This is a genomic window from Devosia sp. CN2-171, assembly GCF_049354815.1.
Lineage (GTDB): Bacteria > Pseudomonadota > Alphaproteobacteria > Rhizobiales > Devosiaceae > Devosia_A.
Map to the genome: position 1 here is coordinate 2,560,522 of NZ_CP186479.1, position 19,462 is coordinate 2,579,983.

The following is a 19,462-nucleotide window of genomic DNA, read 5'->3' on the forward strand; positions in this document are numbered from 1 at the left end:
CGCCCAGTCAGCGGGGTGGCGTGCCGTTCTGGTGCAGCACATGGCCGGCGAGGTAGAGCGAACCGGCGAACACCACGCGCATCGGGTGGTCGAGGGCCGCCGCATCGGCCAGGGCGTTGAGGATCGACTTGCTCTCGACCACGTCGAAGCCGGCGCCACGCCCTTCGGCCGCAATGGTCGCGGCGGAGTGCGCGTTGGGCTCGCCGGGAATGGTGAGGGCGAAGACCTTCTCGTTCATATGGGCAAAGGGCGCGAGGAAGTCAGCAGGCTTCCGCGTATTCATCAGGCCCATGATCAGCACCAGGGGCAGATGGCGTTTCTCGCCCATCTCTTTGAGCGCGAGCGCCAGCGCAGCGGCGCCGTGGGCGTTGTGGCCGCCATCGAGCCAAAGCTCGGAGCCTTCGGGCAGCATCTGCAGCAGCGTGCCATGCACCGGCATCAGCCGCGCCGGCCAGTCGACCCCGCGCAATCCCCTGGCGATATCAGCCTCTGTGACGGGCAGGTCGAAATGCCGCGCGGCAGCAATCGCTACCGCCGCATTTTCGAACTGGTGCGGGCCGGCCAGCGCCGGTGGCGGCAGGTCAAGCAGGCCGTGCTCGTCCTGGTAGACGAGGCGGCCATCCTCGGCCCGGCCATCGAAATCCTCGCCCATGATCAGCGGGGTAATCCCGAGTTTCGCCGCACGGCGCACGAGGACATCGCGGCCGTCGTCACGCTGACGGGCGAACACCGCCTTGGCGCCGCGCTTCAGGATGCCGGCCTTGCTGACGGCAATCTCGGCGACGGTGTTGCCGAGGAACGCCTGGTGGTCGTAGTCGACGGGCGTGATGATGACGCCCAGCGGGTGCTTCACCACGTTGGAGGCATCGAAGGTGCCGCCCATGCCCGTTTCGAGCAGCAGGTAGTCGGCCTTCACTTCGGCGAAGAGCTTGAACGCCGCTGCCGTGGTGATCTCGAAGAAGGTGGTCGGATCGCCGCCATTGGCCGCTTCGCAGAACTCCAGCGCCAGGTTGAGCTTGCGCGACGAGACGAGCTTTCCGGCCAGTCGGATGCGCTCGTTGAAGCGCACGAGGTGCGGTGAGGTCATCACATGCACCTTCTTGCCGGACGCCTCGAGGAAGGCCCGGAGATAGGCGATGGTCGAGCCCTTGCCGTTGGTGCCGGCAACGTGAATCACCGGCGGCAGGTGGTCCTCCGGGTGCCCGATCTTGCCGAGCAGCTTCTCGATTCGATCGAGGCTCAGGTCGATAAGCTTCGGATGCAGCTTGAGCAGCCGCTTCAGGATAGCGTCGGTGCGAGACACGGGAACCAGATTTTCGAACAGCAGCATGGCGCTTCTAGATCATTCGCCGTTTCCCTGAAACGTCGAAAGCTCCCGGTTTTCACTTGGTCGCGCTGTCGAACCGGAAAAGTCTGCAACTTTTCCTGACCGCGCTCCGGCACCAGTTCCCGGCCCTTGAAGGGCGCATGATGACGGCAGACTTACTCGGCGTGCGCGGCTTCCGGCACGCCCACGAGGTCATCGCCAGCAGCTGCGCTGATCGGGGTGGCGAGTCGCGCCGGGGCGCTTTCGCTCAGCTCTTCGCGCATCGGCGCCTTGGTCAGCAGGCCAACGATCGAGCCGATGGTTTCGCGCAGGTTGTGGCGGTGGACGACCATGTCGACCATGCCGTGCTCGTAGAGATATTCCGAGCGCTGGAAGCCCTTGGGGAGCTTTTCGCGGATGGTCTGCTCGATAACGCGCGGGCCGGCAAAGCCGATCAGTGCGCCGGGCTCGGCGAGGTGCACATCGCCCAGCATGGCGTAAGAGGCGGTGACGCCGCCGGTGGTCGGGTTGGTGTGGACGACGATGAAGGGCAGCCCGGCCTCGCGCAGGCGCAGCACGGCAACGGTGGTGCGTGGCATCTGCATCAGCGACAGGATGCCCTCCTGCATGCGCGCGCCGCCCGAGGAGACGAACAGCACGAAGGCGGTCTTGTTGTTGGCAGCAGTCTCGAGCCCGGTGACGATGGCGGAACCCGCCGCCATGCCGAGCGAGCCGCCCATGAAATCGAAATCCTGCACGCCGACGGTAACGGGCTGGCCGAACAGCTCACCGGTCGCCACGGTTACGGCGTCGTCGGCGCCGGTCTTCAGGCGCTGTTCCTTGAGGCGATCGACGTAGCGCTTACTATCGCGGAACTTCAGCGGATCGGTCGCCACCTGCGGCAGCGCCACGGTGTCGTATTTGCCCTCGTCGAGGAAGGTCGACAGCCGGTCGGAGGCCTTGATCTTCATGTGGTAGCCGGAATTGGGCACCACCCACATGTTGGCTTCGAGATCGCGGTAGAACACCATCTCGCCCGACTCGGGGTCCTTGACCCAGAGATTCTCGGATCCCGTATCCTTCGGCTTGAGGAAGGAGCGGATACGGGGACGGACGACGTTGTTGATCCAGTTCATGGCCTAGCCTGTTCGTGGGTCCGATGCGCGCCATCCGGCGCTGCTCAGGCCCTATATGGTGATTGTGGCAGATATTATCAGCTTCGGAGCCCGTGGTTAAGGGTCCGTGGGCGCATGTCCCGGCAGATTTGGCGCAACCCGGACCGATCGCGACAGGGGCCGCTTGACCGGTGCCGGCCGACAGTGTGGGTTGGGCGCGGGGGGCCTCAAGGAGAAAAGCCGTGCGACGCACGACATTGTTTCGACAGGCCATTTTCGCCGCGGCGGCGGCATTCGCGACACTGCTCACCGGGCCGGCCCTGGCCTGCTCCGACCTGCCCAACATCTGCGATATGAATGCGCAGCACCACCAGAACATGGTGGACATATCGGCCAGCTACGCTTACGGCGATTACTACGGAGAAGAAGAGTATTACGGCGACGATTATTACGACAGCGGCTACTACAGCGGCGATATCGACTATTCCGCTTATAGCGAGGACCCAGGCCGGTCCCTGTCGAATGAGGCCGCCAGCTTTGCCAGTGCGGTGAGCGCCCAGCAGAGTGCGCTCGATGAAAAGCTGAAGGACCCCGGCTTCCGCAAGGCCTACGAGCGCTACACCAATGGCGGCTGGGACTATTTCCAGGACGGTGCCGGGGCGGCGCCGGGTGAGTACTGCGCCGCCTTCTATTGGCGGGGGGACGGCATGGTGCGCTTATCCGGGCCGGGCGGCGACTATAAGGGTGCGCTGATCACCTTCTGGGGCCCGAACATTCCGACGCCCTCGGAGGTGAAGACGATCAGCGTGACGCTCGATCAGGCTGACGGAGCACCGCAGAAGGTCAAGGCGTTTAACTATCATCTGGCCGGCGATGCCTGGGGCGCGATCGCGCTCGCAGTGCCCAGCATCGAGGCAGCGCTTGAGGGCATGGAAGACCAGCATAGCTTCAAGCTGCTGATCGGAAGCAAGAACGTCGCGCAGGTCGAATGGCAAGGCGGCCTCAAGGCGAAGAGCAAGCTCGAAAGCTGCCTCGCCCGGGGCTGAGGTGCTGGAGGGGACGGGCTGAGCGCCCGTCCTGCTTCCGCGGGAGCTAGGCTGCGACCTTGGCCCGCTTCACGCCGCTCGCGAGGCCTGCGACCATCGTGGTTACAGCGGCGACAGTGCCGGCAGTGGCCCTGCCGTTGTCCAGAGAGCCGAGCACCGCGTTGCAGATGGCGGTGCCGACCGCCACGCCGTCGGAGTCCCGGCCGAACGTTGCGGCATCGTCGGCGGTCTTGATGCCGAAACCGACGACCACCGGCAGGTCGGTATGGCGCTTGATCCGCTGCACGGCGGCGCCCACTGCCGCGTTGGCTTTGATCGTGGCGCCGGTGATGCCGTTCATCGACACGTAGTAGACGAAGCCCGAGGTGTTGTTGAGCACCGTCGGCAGGCGCTCATCGTCGGTCGTCGGGGTCGCGAGGCGGATGAAGCTGATGCCGGCAGCGAGGGCCGGAAGGCAAAGCTCGTTGTCCTCTTCGGGCGGCAGGTCGACAACGATAAGACCGTCGACGCCAGCGGCCTTGGCGGCAATGAGGAAGGCATCGACGCCGAAAATGTAGATGGGGTTGTAGTAGCCCATGAGGACGATCGGGGTCTCGTCGTCCGTCTGGCGGAAGGCTTCAACCATGGCCAGGGTCTTGCGCATATTCTGACCGGCGGCAAGGGCCCGCTGGCCAGCCGCCTGGACGCCCGGGCCATCGGCCATCGGGTCGGAGAAGGGCATGCCAAGCTCGATGATATCGGCGCCGGCAGCCGGCAGAGCGTTGAGAATCGCCTGGGCGGTGGCGAGATCGGGATCGCCCGCCATCGTGTAGGTCACGAGAGCCGGACGGCCCGCGGCGGCGCAGGCGGCAAAGCGGGCAGGAAGGCGAGTGCTCATCAACGTCGATCCCCGAGAGACTGCCCGTTTAGGGGCCGGGAACCGGCGGAGTCAACCACCCTCAGGCGCGGAAGGAGCGCTTGAACGCCTCGGCGGGCAGATCGGAGCGGCTCAGGCCCTGGCGTGCGAGGCTCGCATCGCTGAGGGCATTGAGGCGCTCGTAGGTATTGACGGCATTGCGGGCGCGACCGAAGTCGCCGAAGAGGTTGCCGATCCCGGCCAGGAATTTGTTACGCATCATCGTTCTCCTTTGTCCGTAGATGGAGTCGACCGCCTATGCGGACAAGGCGAGGCATCGCATGCCTCGGATGCGTGCAGGTCAGGCTTACTCGATCAGGCCAAGAAGACGGCCGACGCTCTCGACGTCCTTGTCGCCGCGACCGGAGAGGCAGAGGACGATGGTTTCGTCCTTGCCCATGGTCGGGGCGAGCTTCATCACCTGCGCAAGGCCGTGCGAACTCTCGAGCGCCGGAATGATGCCCTCGAGCTTGGTGCAGAGCTGGAAGGCTTCGATCGCCTCGTTGTCGGTGATGGGCACGTAGGTGACGCGCTTGGTGTCGTGCAGGTACGAGTGCTCGGGTCCGACGCCGGGATAGTCGAGGCCGGCCGAGATCGAGTGACCCTCGAGGATCTGGCCGTCGGCATCCTGCAGCAGGTAGGTGCGGTTGCCGTGCAGCACACCGGGACGGCCGCCGGTCATTGAGGCGGCGTGGCCGTTCTCGACGTCGATGCCATGCCCGCCGGCCTCGGCGCCGTAGATCCTGACGCTGGGCTCATCGAGGAAGGCGTAGAACGTGCCGATGGCGTTGGAGCCACCGCCGACGCAGGCGACCAGCGCGTCCGGGAGCTTACCCTCGGCCTCGAAGTGCTGGACCTTGATCTCCTCGCCGATCACCGACTGGAAGTTGCGGACCATCTCCGGATAGGGATGCGGGCCGGCAGCGGTGCCGATCAGGTAGTAGGTCGTATCGACATTGGTGACCCAGTCGCGCAGCGCCTCGTTCATGGCGTCCTTGAGCGTGCCGGCGCCGGCCGTCACCGGCCGAACCTCGGCGCCGAGCATCTTCATTCGCAGCACGTTCGGCCATTGCCGCTTCACGTCGGTGGCGCCCATGAAGATGGTGCAGGGCAGGCCGAAACGGGCGCAGACCGTGGCGGTCGCGACACCATGCTGGCCGGCGCCGGTCTCGGCGATGATGCGGGTCTTGCCCATGCGCTGGGCAAGGAGGATCTGGCCGACGCAGTTGTTGAGCTTGTGCGAGCCGGTGTGGTTCAGCTCTTCGCGCTTGAAGTAGACCTTGGCGCCGCCGAGATGCTCGGTCAGGCGCTCGGCGAAATAGAGCGGCGACGGGCGGCCGGTATAGTGCTCGCCGAGGTCCTTGAGCTGGGCCTGGAATTGCGGATCCGCCTCGGCGGCGCGATAGGCCTTTTCGAGGTCGAGGATCAGCGGCATCAGCGTCTCGGCGACGAAACGGCCGCCATAGAGACCGTAGCGACCCTGGTCGTCGGGGCCGTTGCGAAGGGAATTGGCCCCACTCGAACTCAATTGTCGCTAGCTCCTATGCGTGCGCGGCGCGCGCACTGTCGATGAAGGCCCGGATGAGCGCGGCGTCCTTGACGCCGGGCGCTGTCTCCACCCCGGACGATACGTCGACGCCCATCGGCCGCACGGCCTTGATCGCCTCTCCCACCGTCGCGGGCGTGAGGCCCCCGGAAAGCATGAAGGGCAGGTTCGGGTCAAGCGCCTTGAGCAATGTCCAGTCGAACGTCACGCCCAGCCCTCCCTGACGTTCGGCGCCCTTGGGGGGCTTGGCATCGAGCAGCAGCCGATCGGCGGCATCGGCGAACTCGGCGACGCGGGCCACGTCCTCGGCATTGCCGATGCCCAGTGCCTTGAGGATGGCGATACCGGCCTCGTCACGGATGGCCTCGACCCGGTGCGGGGTCTCCGGTCCGTGGAGCTGGATCCAGTCCGGCGATAGTGCCGCCACTTCCATCACGGTGGAATTGTCCGGGTTAACCAGCACGACGCAGGTCTCGACCCGGCCGCGGGCCTGCGAGATCAGCTCCTGCAGCGTCTCGAGGTCGACATAGCGCGGGCTGCGCTCGACATGCATGAAGCCGACGATGTCGGCCCCGGAATCGATCGCTGCATCCAGCAATGCGGGCGTCTTGATGCCACAGATCTTGACGACGAGGGGGTCGGGCATGGGGTCTTGGTCAGCTGGTGTGGGCGAAATCTTCGGCGCCGAGCGCCGTATGCGGCTCAGGTGAGCGGCGGGCAACCTCGAGCTCGCGATGGAGCCGCTCGGTTTCGCGCTTGAAATGGCGTTCGTCGCGGCGATGCGGGGCCTGGGCGAACCAGGTGGCAATGCCGCCCAGCAGCACGCCGAACAGCAGCACCGCGAATAGGATAAGGAACAGCGGCACGCCGACGCCGGGCGAGGTCAGGGCCTCGACGGGAGCGAAGGGGTTGAAATTGACGACGACGAGCTGCCGGTTGGCGAGCGCAAATATGATCACGGCCGCACAGAGCGGCACGAGTACGAACCAGCCGACGATCCGCCTAATCATGCGAAGGCCCAGACATCATCCCGCGCGATTGATCCGCTCTCGGATTTCCTTGCCGGCCTTGAACTGCGGCACATATTTCTCGCCCACGTCCACGGTCTCGCCGGTGCGAGGATTGCGGCCGACGCGCGCCGGCCGGTTCTTGACCGAAAAAGCGCCAAAGCCGCGCAGTTCGACCCGGTCGCCCCGCGCCATCGCGTCCCCGACCTCGTCGAGTATGGCGTTGACGATGTTCTCGATATCCCGCTGGAACAGATGCGGATTCTCTTCGGACAGTCGCTGCACGAGTTCGGACTTGATCATACCGCCCCCCGGCGCTCCTTACGAACGATGGGTATCACATCGACGCCTGAGCGTGCCAAAGGGAGACCAGCCCGTCAAGCGACATCGCCTGATCGACGCCGGAACGGACGGCTTCTGCGGCAGACTTGCCCAGCCAGCGGGTAATGCCGCCCCAGCCGGTCTCGGGTTCGGGGAAGTAGTCGACCACCGGCAGATCGGCTGCGACCGCCTTGTCCGACTCCAACCAGGCGATGGCTTCGGCCTCGCCGCCGATGGCATCGATGAGTCTCGTTTCGACACCCTGGCGGCCGGTGATGATGCGTCCATCGGCCAGCGCCAGCGTCTCCGGACGGGCGATGCCGCGGCGTTCGGAGACGATATCGACGAACCACTCGAACGAATCGTTTACCAGCGCTTGCAGCGAAGCGCGCACCTCGCCCGTCATCGGCTCGTTGATATCGGGCTCGGCCTTCAGCGGACCGGTCTGAACCTTGTCGAGGTCGACGCCGATGGTGTCGAGGAGCTTGCCTGCGTCGACATGCTGGAACAGCACGCCGATGGAGCCGACGATCGACAGGCGGCGGGCAAAGATGCGGTCCGAGGCGATGGCGGCCATGTACGCGGCCGAGGCGCCAAGTTCGTCGATGGTGGCGACGACCGGCTTCTTGGCCCGCAGCGCGCCCAGTGCCTCGTAGAGTTCCTCGCCGCCGGCAGTGGTGCCACCCGGCGAGTTGATCGAGATGATCACTGCCTTCACGGCGGCGTCGTCAGCGAGATCGGTGAGCACTTTCAGCCGTTCGCGGTCAGTCAGGATAGTGCCGGCAATGGTGACGCGCGCGATGCGATCGCCCGGCCCGCCCTGTTCGAGGCTGAAACGACCGACCAGCGCCAGCACCACCGCTGCCAGCGCGACGAAGAACAGCACGCGCCAGGTCCGGCGCGAGCGGCGCAGCACGCGATTGGCGGGAATCAGGTGGGCGGGATCGCCGGACGTATCGGTCATCGAGGCCTCGTGCCGCTTCGGTTGGGCAACGAGGTAACGGCGGGTCGGGGCGAATGCAAGGCTCAGTCGAGGCGGCGGACCATATACCGCGCGGCTTCCTCGTAGCTCAGCAGCTTGCCGTAGAGTTCGGGAATCTCGGTGGCCTCGAAGCCGTGGCGTTCCCAGAACGGGATCGAGCCATTGACCGCCACCAGCGTCATCGTCGGGTAGCCTTCGGCGCGAGCGTGCTTGACCAGCGCTTCGACGATCTTGCTCGCGGCGCCGATACGGCGGGTGACGGGCAAAAGGCACAGGTCGTGGAGATAGTAGGTGTCGGGTTCGGCCGGGAGGCGCTTCAGCAGCGTGTTGAGCGGCGGCAGCGAGGCATAGGTCCAGGGGTGGCTGAGCACATAGCCGGCGGGCTTTTCGCCGACTTCGAGCAGGTAGCAGCCGTTCTGGTATAGTTTCAGGCGCTCGGCGAGGACCTCGGGACTCTCGAAGAAGTCGACATGCACGGTGTCGGCAATGCCCTGCACGGCCGGCAGGTCATATGCGGTCATGGCGCGCCAGGCGACATCCTTCAGAACCATCGCTTCCCCCAAACAAAGGGCCCGCACCAAACTGGTGCGAGCCCCGTGTGCGCAGACCCGCGACCTCGCATGGAGGTCGCGGAAAAGCTTACTTGTCGTCGCGGCCCTTGAGCGCGGCGCCGAGGATGTCGCCGAGCGAAGCGCCCGAGTCCGACGAACCATAGGCAGCCACGGCTTCCTTCTCCTCGGCGATTTCAAGCGCCTTGATGGAGAGTTGGATACGCGAGGTCTTGCGATCGTACTGGGTGACGCGCGCGTCGACCTTCTCGCCCTTGGAGAAACGCTCCGGACGCTGGTCGTTGCGATCGCGGCTCAAATCCGCACGACGGATGAACGCAGTCATCTCGGTGTCGTTGATGCGAACTTCGATGCCGCCGTCGTTGACTTCAGTCACGGTGCCGGTGACGACCGAACCCTTGCGGATGCCGTCGCCACCTGCATCGGCCACATCACCGACTGCCAGTTGCTTGATGCCGAGCGAGATACGCTCCTTCTCGACGTCGACGTCCAGCACCTTGGCCTGGACGATGTCGCCGCGGTTGTACTCCTCCAGAGCCTGCTCGCCCGGCTTCTGCCAGTCGAGGTCGGAGAGGTGCACCATGCCGTCGACGTCGCCATCGAGACCGATGAACAGGCCGAACTCGGTCTTGTTCTTGACTTCGCCTTCCACGGTCGCACCGACCGGGAACTTCTCGGCGAAGGTTTCCCACGGGTTGGCGAGGGTCTGCTTCAGGCCGAGCGAAATACGGCGCTTCTCGGGATCGACCTCGAGCACCATCACTTCGACTTCCTGCGAGGTCGAGACGATCTTGCCCGGGTGGACGTTCTTCTTGGTCCAGCTCATTTCGGAGACGTGGATCAGGCCTTCGATGCCCGGCTCCAGTTCCACGAATGCACCGTAGTCGGTGATGTTGGTCACGCGGCCGGTGAACTTGGCGCCGACCGGGTACTTGGCGGCGATACCGTCCCACGGATCGGCCTGGAGCTGCTTCATGCCCAGGCTGATGCGGTGGCTCTCGTGGTTGATGCGGACGATCTGGACCTTGATGGTCTCGCCGATCGACAGCACTTCGGACGGGTGGTTGACGCGACGCCACGCGATATCGGTGACGTGCAGCAGGCCATCGATGCCGCCGAGATCAACGAACGCACCGTAATCGGTGATGTTCTTGACCACGCCGTCGACAACCTGGCCCTCTTCGAGCTGCTGGACGATCTCGGAACGCTGCTCGGCGCGGCTTTCCTCGAGGATCGCACGACGAGAGACAACGATGTTGCCGCGACGCTTGTCCATCTTCAGGATCTGGAACGGCTGCGGCACGTTCATGAGCGGAGCGATGTCGCGGATCGGACGGATGTCGACCTGCGAACGCGGCAGGAACGCCACGGCACCTTCGAGGTCGACGGTGAAACCACCCTTGACCTGGTTGAAGATGATGCCCTCGACGCGCTCGTTGGCGCCGTACTTCTCTTCGAGCTTGACCCAGCTCTCTTCACGGCGGGCCTTCTCACGGGAGAGGACAGCCTCGCCGACGGCGTTCTCGACGCGGTCGACATAGACTTCGACTTCCGAGCCGACCTGGATGGTGCCGTCACGGCCGGCGGCGCCGAATTCCTTCAGCGCGATACGGCCTTCGGTCTTCAGACCGACGTCGATGATGGCCAGATCCTTCTCGATCGCGACCACCCGGCCCTTGACCACGGTGCCCTCTAGGGGCTCGTTTTCAAGGAAGGAGTCCATCAGCATGGACTCGAAATCGTCCTTGGTTACAGTTTGAACTGCCAAGTTTGGTTCTCCATTCGCGCCCGGTGGCTGGTGTTGAAGGGCCCGTCTGCCATCGTCATGTGAAAGACGATCCGGTGCGCTGGCGCGCGAGCCAATAGAATATTGAGATTGGTGTCCGGTGCCGGCTCTTGGGCTTTGCCGAGGGGACTAAGCCGCAAGGTTTGGTTTTGCAGCTAGTGCTGCCCCTTGCGCGCCATGACCCCGTCGACAATGGCGACGGCTGCGCGGAGTGCGGCCTCTATATCCAAGAGCGTGGTGTCCAGCAAGTGGGCATCGGCTGCCGGATAGAAGCCGCCATTGGGATTTGCCATGTCACGGGCGTCCCGCTGCTCTATCTGGTGATAGAGGGCGTAGCGATCAACCACCACGCCGCGACCTTCGAGCTGGCGCGCCCGGCGCTCCATGCGCGACTTGCTGTCGGCCTGGATAAAGAGCTTCACATCGGCATCGGGCGCGATCTTGGTGCCGATGTCGCGGCCATCGAGGACGGCGCCGCCGGGCTGCAGGGCGAACTGGCGCTGGAAATCGAACAGCGCGGCGCGAACCTCGGCGATCACCGCCACCTTGCTGGCCAGCACCCCGACTTCGGCGGTCGAGAGCGCGAGGGGATCGAGATGCCCGGTATCGATCGAACGAGCGGCGGCGATGGCTGCGGCCTCGAAGCCAGGTGTATCCTCGAGCCCGGCCACGGCGCGGCCAACGGCGCGGTAGAGCAGGCCGGTATCGAGTTGCGGCAGGCCGTAGTGCCGTGCCAATCCCGCGGCGAGGGTGCCCTTGCCGGACGCTGCCGGTCCATCCACCGCGATGATCATTGCCGCTCCCGTTGGCGAGACGTTCCGTCTCCCCCTAGCACTGGGGATTTTGCCGGGCCAGCGGCGACGCCATCAACCCCCAGAGTTCGTCGCATTTTGGGTTTGACAGGGTGACGCTTTCACCCTAACCGGACGGTTCCCAGCGGGGTGGCCCCCGCCTTTCTACATGAGGAAGCAATTGGCCAAGGACGAACGCGGTACGAAGCGGGAAGACCCCGATACCGGCAAGAAGTTCTACGACCTCAACAAGGATCCGATTGTTTCGCCCTATACGGGCAAATCGTATCCTCGAACCTACTTCGAAACCCTCGCCGTGACTGCGGCCCGCGTAAAAGCGGCCCCCGTGCGTGACGAGGAAGAGGAAGAAGAAGAGATCGAGGTCGAAGAGGCCGCCGAGCCCGGCGCGCCCGAGATCGTTTCGCTCGAGGAAGCCGATGCCGAAGAAGGCGTCGAGGACGAGGGCGAGGAGATTCCCGATGTCGAGGACGTCGAAGACGTCGAGGATATCGGCGAGGACGAAGACGTGTTCCTCGAAGAGGATGAAGACGAGGACGAAGACCTCGACTTCGACGTTGGCGGTGGCGGCGACGAACGCTGACGCCGCTTGAAGGTGGCCGTGCGGTCGCGGCGTGAAAGTCTCATAACTTTCCGCGGACCGCGCTCCATCTTCACAAGAGGTGCAAAAAACCCGCTTGCCACGAGCGGATCGCCTAGGTAGATAGCACCCGCGCTGCGACGGATACGCCGCCGCGCAAAAATCCCAAGGCCCGGCGAGTGTCGGGCAACCGGATCTGATCCAAGTGATCGTTGATGGGGCCATAGCTCAGTTGGGAGAGCGCTTGAATGGCATTCAAGAGGTCGACGGTTCGATTCCGTTTGGCTCCACCAATACCCTGAAGACCCCGGCGCATGCTGGGGTTTTTCGTTTTCCGCGCCTCCCCGTCGGCCGCGAAACGGTCGTGCGCTTTTCATTGGACATTCTTTGACCAATTGGTCAAATATCGTCTGCCTGTGAGCGCTGAGCGGAGGGATACGTGCGGCTGGGATATAAGGCATCGGCAGAGCAGTTTTCGCCCAATGCGCTCCTCGGCTTCGCCGTCGAGGCAGAGCAGGCCGGGTTCGACTCGGTGTTCGTTTCCGACCATTTCCAGCCGTGGAAGCATACGGACGGCCACGCGCCCTTTGCCCCGGCCTGGATGGCTGCGGTGCTGGCGCGGACCGAGCGCATCATCCTCGGCACGTCCGTACTCACCCCAACGTTCCGGCTGCATCCATCGGTGGTTGCTCATACCTTCGGCACCCTCGGCGCGATGTTCCCCGGCCGCATCATACTCGGTGTCGGCACGGGCGAATCCCTCAATGAAGTGCCGGCGACCGGCATGGAGTGGCCCGAGCTCAAGGAGCGGTCGGCGCGGCTGCGCGAGGCGGTAAGGCTGATCCGGCAGCTGTGGCGCGAGGATCGCGTCAGCTTCGAGGGCGAGTACTACAAGACGGTCAGCGCCACGATCTACGACAAGCCCGACGAGCCGGTGCCCATCTACATCGCGGCGGGCGGACCGCTGAACGCCAAATATGCCGGGCGGGCCGGCGACGGCTTCATCTGCACGTCGGGCAAGGGCGCCGAGCTATATGTCGACGAGCTCTTGCCCAATGTGGCGATCGGGCGCGCCGAGTCGGAACTCAAGGATCAGCCGTTCGAGAGGATGATCGAGGTGAAGGTGTCGTTCGACACCGACCCCGATCGCGCCCTCAACGACACCCGCCACTGGGCGGCACTCTCTCTGTCGGCCGAAGAAAAGCACTCGGTCGAGGACCCGGCCGAGATGGAACGGCTGGCCGCGGCGCTGCCGATCGAGCGCGTCGCCAAGCGCTGGATCGTCTCTAGCGATCCGGACGAGCATGTCGCGGCGATCAAGACCTATATCGACTACGGCTTCGACCATCTGGTGTTCCATGCGCCCGGGCCGGACCAGAGCCGGTTCCTGAAGCTCTATGCCGAACAGATCCTGCCACGGCTCAGGGCGTTGCAGGCATGAGTTTCCCGCGCTTTTCCGCTTGGGCCGTCCCGGGCATTCCCGAAGTGCAGGCGGGCGACGATCTCGTCGCGCTGATCCTCGATGCGGTGGCCAGGCAGGCAGGCACGGAACCAGACCTCGCACTGGCGGAGGGCGACATCCTCGTCATCGCCAGCAAGATCGTCGCCAAGGCCGAGGGGATGCTCGTTCCCGCGACCGACCGCGAGAAGGTGATTGCCGATGATACCGTGCGCGTCGTCGCCGAACGCGTGACGCCCAACGGGATCACCCGGATCGTCGAGACGAGGCAGGGGCTGATCATGGCGGCGGCGGGCATCGACATGTCGAACGTCCCCGACGGCTACGCGCTGCGGCTGCCGGAGGACCCGGACCTGTCTGCGCGCACTCTTTGTGCAGCGCTGCGTGAGCGGCTCGGTATCGCGCTGGGGATCATCGTCACCGATACGTTCGGCCGCCCGTGGCGTGTCGGGCAGACCGATGTGGCGATCGGAGCAGCGGGGGTGCAACTGACCGAGGACCTGCGTGGCAGCACCGATGCGAATGGCCGGCCGCTGCATGCCACCATCGCCGTGCTGGCCGACGAGATCGCCGGAGCGGCAGACCTCGTGAAGGGCAAGGCCGGCGGACTGCCGGTAGCCGTGGTGCGCGGGCTCGGCCACCTGGTGGTCGCGGTCGATGCGCCGGGGGCCCGGACCCTTGTCCGGCCGCTCGAGGAAGACATGTTCCGCTTCGGCTCGGCCGAGGCCTACCAGCTTGGTTACGACACAGCGCGCGCGGAGCTCGGCGGGGCGCCGGCCAAAAAGCGCGGCGCCCGACAGGAGAGTTGAAATGCGTCTCATCCCCTTCGCCTTGATGGCTGCGCTGCTCGCCAGCCCGGCGCTGGCTGCTACGACCTACCCGCTGACGCTAGAGAACTGCGGGGTCGATGTGACCATCGCCAAGGCGCCGGAGCGCGTGGTGACGATCAAGTCGACGGCCACCGAACTGCTGCTGTCGCTCGGACTTGCCGACAAGATCGTCGGCGTCGGCTTCCAGGATGGACCGCTGCCGGAAGATCTCGCGGCGGCTGGCGCAAACCTCAAGGTGCTGGCCGAGAAACTGCCGGCGCAGGAAGTGGTGCTCGAGACGGAGCCGGATTTCGTCTATGGCGGCTGGGAAAGCAACTTTGCCGCCGATGGCGCGGGTGAGCGCCCCGCCCTGGCGCAGCTCGGCGTTGCGTCCTATGTGGCGCCCGCCGCCTGCCGCACGATCAAGCCGCCGAAGCTGACCTTCGACGCGCTGTTCGGCGAGATCGCCGAAATGGGCGCGATCTTCGATGTCGAGCCGGCCGCAACCGCGCTCATCGACAAGCAGAGGGCCGAGCTCGCCGGTCTCGCCGCGGATAGCCGTGGCCTCACCGCCGTCTGGTACTCCTCTGGCACCAAGGCCCCCTATGTCGGCGCCGGCAGCAATGCTCCGGCGATGATCATGGAGGCAGTCGGACTCGAGAACATCTTCGCCGATACCGACGAGGGCTGGTTCGCGGCGAGCTGGGAAGCGGTGGTCGACGCCAATCCGAGCGTGATCGTTCTCGTCGATTCCGCCTGGAACTCGGCCGCGCAGAAGAAGAAGCTCCTCGCCGAGAACCCGATCACGAGCAAGCTCGATGCCGTGGTGCACGAACGCTACCTGATCATTCCGTTCCCGGCCTCCGAGGCCGGCGTGCGCAACGTACCGGCCGCGCTTGACCTCGCGGCACAACTCAAGGCGCTCACGTTCGACTGATGGCGAGCCGGCCGGCCTACCTCTTGGCCTATGCCGGCCTCTGGGCGCTGCTGCTTGCCAGCATCGTTGCAGCGATAACCTTCGGGCCGGCCGATATCTCGCCGACCGAGGTGTGGGGCAGCCTGCTGCATCACCTCGGTCCGGGCGACAGCCCCCTATCGGTTCTGCGTGACGCCATCGTCTGGGAGCTGCGGCTGCCTCGTGTGTTGGCGGCCCTCGGCGTCGGCGCCGGGCTGGCGCTTGCCGGCACGGTGATGCAGGTGCTGACCCGCAACCCGCTGGCTGATCCGTACCTCCTCGGCCTCTCCTCGGGCGCTGCGCTTGGCGCGGTGATCTTTCTCCTCGCCGGCGCAGCCCTGCTGATGCCGGTGGGCGCCTTTCTCGGCAGCCTGGCGGCACTTGGTCTCGCCCTGCTGATCGCCGCGCTGCTCGGCGGCGCCACCCCGTCGCGGGCCATTCTCGCCGGCATCTGCATCGCGGCGGTCGCTTCGGCGCTGACGTCGTTGCTGATCTTCTGGTCGGCGACGGGAGACTCCTATCGCGAAATCCTCAGCTGGCTGATGGGCTCGCTCAGCGGCACGACCTGGGGCGATGCGGGGCTGGTGGCACTCGGGCTGATCCTCTGCACCCCGGTAATCCTCCTTTCCGGCCGCGGCCTCGATGCCTTCGCCTTTGGCGACGCCGGTGCGATCGGCCTCGGCATTGATATCAGGCGCCTGCGCTGGACGCTGCTCGGCGCCACGGCGTTGCTGACCGGCGTTATGGTCGCGATCGGCGGGGCCATCGGCTTTGTCGGCCTTGTCGTGCCCCACGCAGTGCGGCTGGCGGTCGGGTCGCGCCACCGCGTGCTGCTGCCGATGTCGATGCTAGTGGGCGCGATCTTCATGCTCTGGGCCGACACCGTGGCCCGGAGCCTGTTCGATCCGCGCGAACTGCCGGTCGGGATCGTCACCGCGCTGATCGGCGCGCCGGCCTTCCTGCTCATCCTCCTCCGCTACCGGCGGGTGACATGAGCGGGCTCGCCGTCAGCAATGTCGAGGTTCGCGCCGGGGAGGTGACCATCCTCTCCGGGACAGGCCTCACGGCGCCCGCAGGTGCCGTCACCGGCCTGATCGGCCCCAATGGCGCAGGAAAATCGACACTGATCGGCGCGGTCGTCGGTCTGAGGCGGCTGTCGCGCGGCACCATCACGTTCGATGGCGCCGACCTGCCGCAGATGCGCCCGGCCAAGCGCGCGAAGCTCGTCGCCTATGTCGAGCAGTCGTCGACCACGTCCGAGCGCCTTACCGTCCGCGACGTGGTGGCGCTGGGGCGCATCCCATTTCAATCGACCTGGCAATCCGTGCCGACACCGGCGGACGAGCGGGTGGTGGAAACAGCAATCGACGAACTCGGCGTACGCGAGTTTGCTGGCCGCCTCTACCACAGCCTCTCGGGTGGCGAGCAGCAGCGGGTGCAACTGGCGCGCGCCCTGGCGCAGGAACCACAGCTGCTGCTGCTCGACGAGCCGACCAGCCATCTCGACATCAAGGCGCAACTGCTCGTCCTCGACCTGCTGCGCCGCCTAACGCAGGCCGGCAGCACGGTGCTCCTCGCGATGCATGACCTTAATCTTGCTGCGCGCTTCTGCGATCATCTGGTGGTGATGCATGGCGGCCGCGTGGTGGCGGAAGGCGCGTCATCCGAGGTGCTGACGCCGAGCCTGCTGCTCGAAGTCTACGGCGTCCACGCCAACATCGTGACCCTGCCGGGCAGTGCCCGCCCGCTCGTCATCTACGATCGCGCTGCCGGGACGGTTCCGGCACCGAAATCCGATTGACAACGGCGCGCAGCCGGCCAAATCTTTGATCATCTGGTCAAATTTCGGGGCGAGGAGCGCGGGCTATGGAATTCGGGATCACCTTCAAGGGCTTTGTCGATGCCGACCGGGCCCGCTACCTCGTTAGGGCCGCCGAGTACGCCGGCTTCAGCTACTGTTGGTTCTATGATTCCCACATCCTCTGGCGCGATTGCTACGCCGCCATCGCCATGTGCATGGAGCACACCGAGAAGATGCGCTTCGGGCCGCTGGTCACCAACCCGGACGTGCGCGACTGGTCAGTGGCCGCTTCGATCTTCGGCTCGTTGTCGAAGCAGTCCGGCGGCCGCTTCGATCTCGCCGTCGGCCGTGGTGACTCGTCCATGCGCGTCATGGGCAAGAAGCCGGCGACGCTGGCGCGGGTGGCCGAGTTCATTGCGAAAACCAAGGCCATGGTGCGCGGCGAGGAAGTGACATACGGCGAGATCCCGGTCCCGGCGAAATTCCCCTGGGCCGTCGGCCACGAGATGCCGAGCTGGATCGCGGCGTACGGTCCGCTGGCGCTGAAGACGGCTGGCGAGAGCGCCGAGGGCGTGGTGCTGCAGATCGCCGAGCCCAGCCTCTGCAAGTGGTTCACCGACCAGTGCATCGAGGCCGGCAAGGCAGCGGGCAAGGATATGTCGAACTTCCGGTCGATGGCCGCCGCCCCCGCCTATTTCGGCGACAAGAAGCGCGCCATCGAGCATGTGAAGTGGTTCCCGGCCATGGTCGGCAACCACGTCGCCGATATCGTCGAGAAATACGGCACCGAGTCCGGCCAGGTGCCCAAGAGCCTGACCAGCTATATCGAGAAGCGCCGCGGCTACGACTATTCCAAGCACGGCCAGGCCGATAACCCGTTCCTAGATTTCATCACCGACGACGTGGTCGAAAGCTTCTGCGTCTTGGGCGAGCCCGACGAGCACGTTGCCAAGGTGCGCGAGCTCGAAGCCGCCGGGGTCACCCAGTTCAACATCTATCTCGACTCGGGCGACGAGGAAGAGATCATCGCCGGTTACGGCCGCCACGTAATCCCGGCCTTCCGATAGCCTCCTCAGCACCCCGGGGCCTCGACAGCCCGGGCCAGACCTTCTATATCCCGCGCCCCGCCATTGGCTCCCCGAGGCGGGTTCACACGCATGCGGAGTTTTGGAATGGCGCGACCCCATTGCGGCATGGATTTCGGCACTTCCAACTCCACCTTCGCCGTGGCGGGTGGCAACGAGCCACCGCGCCTCCTCCCGCTCGAGGACGGCAAGCCGACCATCCCGTCGGCGATCTTCTTTTCGTTCGAGGAAAACCGGACCTATTTCGGCCGCCAAGCGGTCAGCGAATATGTCACCGGCGCCGATGGGCGGCTGATGCGCTCGATCAAGAGTGTGCTCGGCACCTCGCTGTTCAACGACACCACGCGGGTGAAGCGCGAGGCGCTGAAATTCTCCGAAATCCTCGGCCGCTTCGTCGGCGAGCTGAAGCATCGCTCGGAGGCAACGCTCGGGCACGAGATCGGCGAGATCGTCTGCGGGCGCCCGGTGCGCTTCGTCGACGACGACGATGCCGCCGATGCTGAAGCGCAGCGCCAGCTCGAAGGCGCGGTGCGGACGCAGGGCTACCGCCACATCGAATTCCAGTTCGAGCCGATCGCGGCGGCGCTCGACTATGAACAGCAGGTGACGCGCGAGGAGCTCGGGCTCGTCGCCGATATCGGCGGCGGCACGTCGGACTTCACCGTGATCCGTCTCTCGCCGGAGCGGGCCCGCGCCAAGGAGCGCAAGGACGACATCCTTGCAACTGCCGGCGTCCATATCGGCGGCACCGATTTCGACCGTCTGCTCTCGCTCAAGAAGGTGATGCCGCTGCTCGGCTATGGCACCGAAACTGCCGACGGCAAGCGCCCCCTGCCCTCGGCGCCCTACTACGATCTCGCCACCTGGCACCGGATCAACCGGCTCTACAATGCCAAGATCATGGCCGAGCTGCGCGAGACCTACCAGGAAGCGCAGTTCCCCGACCTCGTCGCCATGCTGGTCGCGCTGGTCGAGGACCGGCAGGGGCATCGCCTGGCCGGGCGCGTCGAAGAGGCCAAGATCGCACTCAGCGAGACCGACCAGACCGAGTTCCGCTTCGTGACGCGCGACGTGAAACTCGAGACGCTGATAGCCGTCGGTGAATTGCGGGCGGCCCTTGCCGGTGCCACGGAGTCGATCGCGAGGGCCATCGGCCGGACGCTGGAAGCCGCGGGGGTGGGGGGAGAGAGGATCGATACGCTGATCCTTACCGGTGGCTCGACCCGCGTTCCGGCCGTATCGAACATGCTGCGGGGACTGTTCCCTAAGGCCAAAGCCGTCGAGACCGACGCCTTCGGCAGCGTAGGCCTCGGGCTCGCGATCGACGCTGCGCGCAGGTTCGGGTGACTTCGCATACGATTGTTACCGAAAACAAAACCATCCTCGGCTAA

General features: G+C 65.4%; 21 protein-coding genes and 1 tRNA gene. 10 read left to right on the forward strand and 12 right to left on the reverse strand.

Annotated features, from left to right (window positions below; all coding sequences use genetic code 11):
• Window positions 1-7: 7 nt before the first annotated feature.
• Together ACOYW5_RS12605 and accD are read right to left on the reverse strand one after the other, a co-directional pair.
• On the reverse strand, window positions 8-1,303 hold the full coding sequence (locus ACOYW5_RS12605; RefSeq protein WP_423065240.1) for a bifunctional folylpolyglutamate synthase/dihydrofolate synthase: 1,296 nt from the start codon (window positions 1,301-1,303) through the stop codon (window positions 8-10).
• Window positions 1,304-1,482: 179 nt separating this feature from the next.
• Window positions 1,483-2,442, reverse strand: a complete 960-nt coding sequence (gene accD / locus ACOYW5_RS12610; RefSeq protein WP_423065241.1) for an acetyl-CoA carboxylase, carboxyltransferase subunit beta — start codon at window positions 2,440-2,442, stop codon at window positions 1,483-1,485.
• Window positions 2,443-2,663: 221 nt separating this feature from the next.
• Between accD and ACOYW5_RS12615 the strand changes: the two genes are divergently transcribed.
• On the forward strand, window positions 2,664-3,467 hold the full coding sequence (locus ACOYW5_RS12615; protein WP_423065242.1) for a hypothetical protein: 804 nt from the start codon (window positions 2,664-2,666) through the stop codon (window positions 3,465-3,467).
• 46 nt (window positions 3,468-3,513) lie between these two features.
• Here ACOYW5_RS12615 and trpA read toward each other — a convergent pair whose 3' ends face one another.
• From trpA to ACOYW5_RS12665, 10 genes are all read right to left on the reverse strand, one after another.
• Window positions 3,514-4,344: a tryptophan synthase subunit alpha gene (gene trpA / locus ACOYW5_RS12620; protein ID WP_423065243.1), complete on the reverse strand. Its 831-nt coding sequence runs from the start codon at window positions 4,342-4,344 to the stop codon at window positions 3,514-3,516.
• 61 nt (window positions 4,345-4,405) lie between these two features.
• Window positions 4,406-4,582 carry a hypothetical protein gene (locus ACOYW5_RS12625; RefSeq protein WP_423065244.1) on the reverse strand — a complete coding sequence of 59 codons (177 nt, stop codon included), beginning with the start codon at window positions 4,580-4,582 and terminating at the stop codon, window positions 4,406-4,408.
• An 87-nt stretch (window positions 4,583-4,669) separates the two neighbouring features.
• The gene (gene trpB, locus ACOYW5_RS12630; RefSeq protein WP_423065245.1) at window positions 4,670-5,890 is read right to left on the reverse strand and encodes a tryptophan synthase subunit beta; all 1,221 of its coding nucleotides are present in this window, start codon (window positions 5,888-5,890) and stop codon (window positions 4,670-4,672) included.
• Between the two features lie 13 nt (window positions 5,891-5,903).
• Window positions 5,904-6,554 carry a phosphoribosylanthranilate isomerase gene (locus tag ACOYW5_RS12635; protein ID WP_423065246.1) on the reverse strand — a complete coding sequence of 217 codons (651 nt, stop codon included), beginning with the start codon at window positions 6,552-6,554 and terminating at the stop codon, window positions 5,904-5,906.
• Between the two features lie 10 nt (window positions 6,555-6,564).
• The gene (locus ACOYW5_RS12640; protein ID WP_423065247.1) at window positions 6,565-6,918 is read right to left on the reverse strand and encodes a lipopolysaccharide assembly protein LapA domain-containing protein; all 354 of its coding nucleotides are present in this window, start codon (window positions 6,916-6,918) and stop codon (window positions 6,565-6,567) included.
• A 15-nt stretch (window positions 6,919-6,933) separates the two neighbouring features.
• Window positions 6,934-7,218: an integration host factor subunit beta gene (locus ACOYW5_RS12645; protein ID WP_055047553.1), complete on the reverse strand. Its 285-nt coding sequence runs from the start codon at window positions 7,216-7,218 to the stop codon at window positions 6,934-6,936.
• Between the two features lie 34 nt (window positions 7,219-7,252).
• Window positions 7,253-8,200, reverse strand: a complete 948-nt coding sequence (sppA, locus tag ACOYW5_RS12650; RefSeq protein WP_423065248.1) for a signal peptide peptidase SppA — start codon at window positions 8,198-8,200, stop codon at window positions 7,253-7,255.
• Window positions 8,201-8,262: 62 nt separating this feature from the next.
• A complete protein-coding gene (locus tag ACOYW5_RS12655; protein WP_423065249.1) occupies window positions 8,263-8,769 on the reverse strand; it encodes a GNAT family N-acetyltransferase in 507 nt (168 codons plus the stop codon).
• An 88-nt stretch (window positions 8,770-8,857) separates the two neighbouring features.
• Window positions 8,858-10,555, reverse strand: coding sequence for a 30S ribosomal protein S1 (rpsA, locus tag ACOYW5_RS12660; RefSeq protein WP_423065250.1), 1,698 nt, complete (start codon window positions 10,553-10,555; stop codon window positions 8,858-8,860).
• A 173-nt stretch (window positions 10,556-10,728) separates the two neighbouring features.
• Complete coding sequence (locus tag ACOYW5_RS12665) at window positions 10,729-11,367, reverse strand: (d)CMP kinase (protein WP_423065251.1); 639 nt, start codon at window positions 11,365-11,367, stop codon at window positions 10,729-10,731.
• A gap of 178 nt (window positions 11,368-11,545) precedes the next feature.
• On the opposite strand from ACOYW5_RS12665, the gene ACOYW5_RS12670 reads away from it, so the two are divergent.
• From ACOYW5_RS12670 to ACOYW5_RS12710, 9 genes are all read left to right on the forward strand, one after another.
• On the forward strand, window positions 11,546-11,965 hold the full coding sequence (locus ACOYW5_RS12670; RefSeq protein ID WP_423065252.1) for a TIGR02300 family protein: 420 nt from the start codon (window positions 11,546-11,548) through the stop codon (window positions 11,963-11,965).
• Window positions 11,966-12,179: 214 nt separating this feature from the next.
• A tRNA-Ala gene (locus ACOYW5_RS12675) sits at window positions 12,180-12,255 on the forward strand.
• Between the two features lie 146 nt (window positions 12,256-12,401).
• The gene (gene fgd, locus ACOYW5_RS12680) at window positions 12,402-13,403 is read left to right on the forward strand and encodes a glucose-6-phosphate dehydrogenase (coenzyme-F420) (protein ID WP_423065253.1); all 1,002 of its coding nucleotides are present in this window, start codon (window positions 12,402-12,404) and stop codon (window positions 13,401-13,403) included.
• A complete protein-coding gene (gene cofE / locus ACOYW5_RS12685) occupies window positions 13,400-14,230 on the forward strand; it encodes a coenzyme F420-0:L-glutamate ligase (RefSeq protein ID WP_423065254.1) in 831 nt (276 codons plus the stop codon). Before fgd ends, cofE begins: the two co-directional genes overlap by 4 nt.
• A 1-nt stretch (window position 14,231) precedes the next feature.
• Window positions 14,232-15,167, forward strand: coding sequence for a putative F420-0 ABC transporter substrate-binding protein (locus ACOYW5_RS12690; RefSeq protein WP_423065255.1), 936 nt, complete (start codon window positions 14,232-14,234; stop codon window positions 15,165-15,167).
• Window positions 15,167-16,180, forward strand: coding sequence for an iron chelate uptake ABC transporter family permease subunit (locus ACOYW5_RS12695; protein ID WP_423065256.1), 1,014 nt, complete (start codon window positions 15,167-15,169; stop codon window positions 16,178-16,180). Before ACOYW5_RS12690 ends, ACOYW5_RS12695 begins: the two co-directional genes overlap by 1 nt.
• Window positions 16,177-16,986, forward strand: coding sequence for an ABC transporter ATP-binding protein (locus ACOYW5_RS12700; protein ID WP_423065257.1), 810 nt, complete (start codon window positions 16,177-16,179; stop codon window positions 16,984-16,986). Before ACOYW5_RS12695 ends, ACOYW5_RS12700 begins: the two co-directional genes overlap by 4 nt.
• 65 nt (window positions 16,987-17,051) lie before the next feature.
• Window positions 17,052-18,053 carry a TIGR03842 family LLM class F420-dependent oxidoreductase gene (locus ACOYW5_RS12705; protein ID WP_423065258.1) on the forward strand — a complete coding sequence of 334 codons (1,002 nt, stop codon included), beginning with the start codon at window positions 17,052-17,054 and terminating at the stop codon, window positions 18,051-18,053.
• Window positions 18,054-18,158: 105 nt separating this feature from the next.
• The gene (locus ACOYW5_RS12710) at window positions 18,159-19,418 is read left to right on the forward strand and encodes an Hsp70 family protein (RefSeq protein ID WP_423065259.1); all 1,260 of its coding nucleotides are present in this window, start codon (window positions 18,159-18,161) and stop codon (window positions 19,416-19,418) included.
• Window positions 19,419-19,462 lie beyond the last annotated feature (44 nt).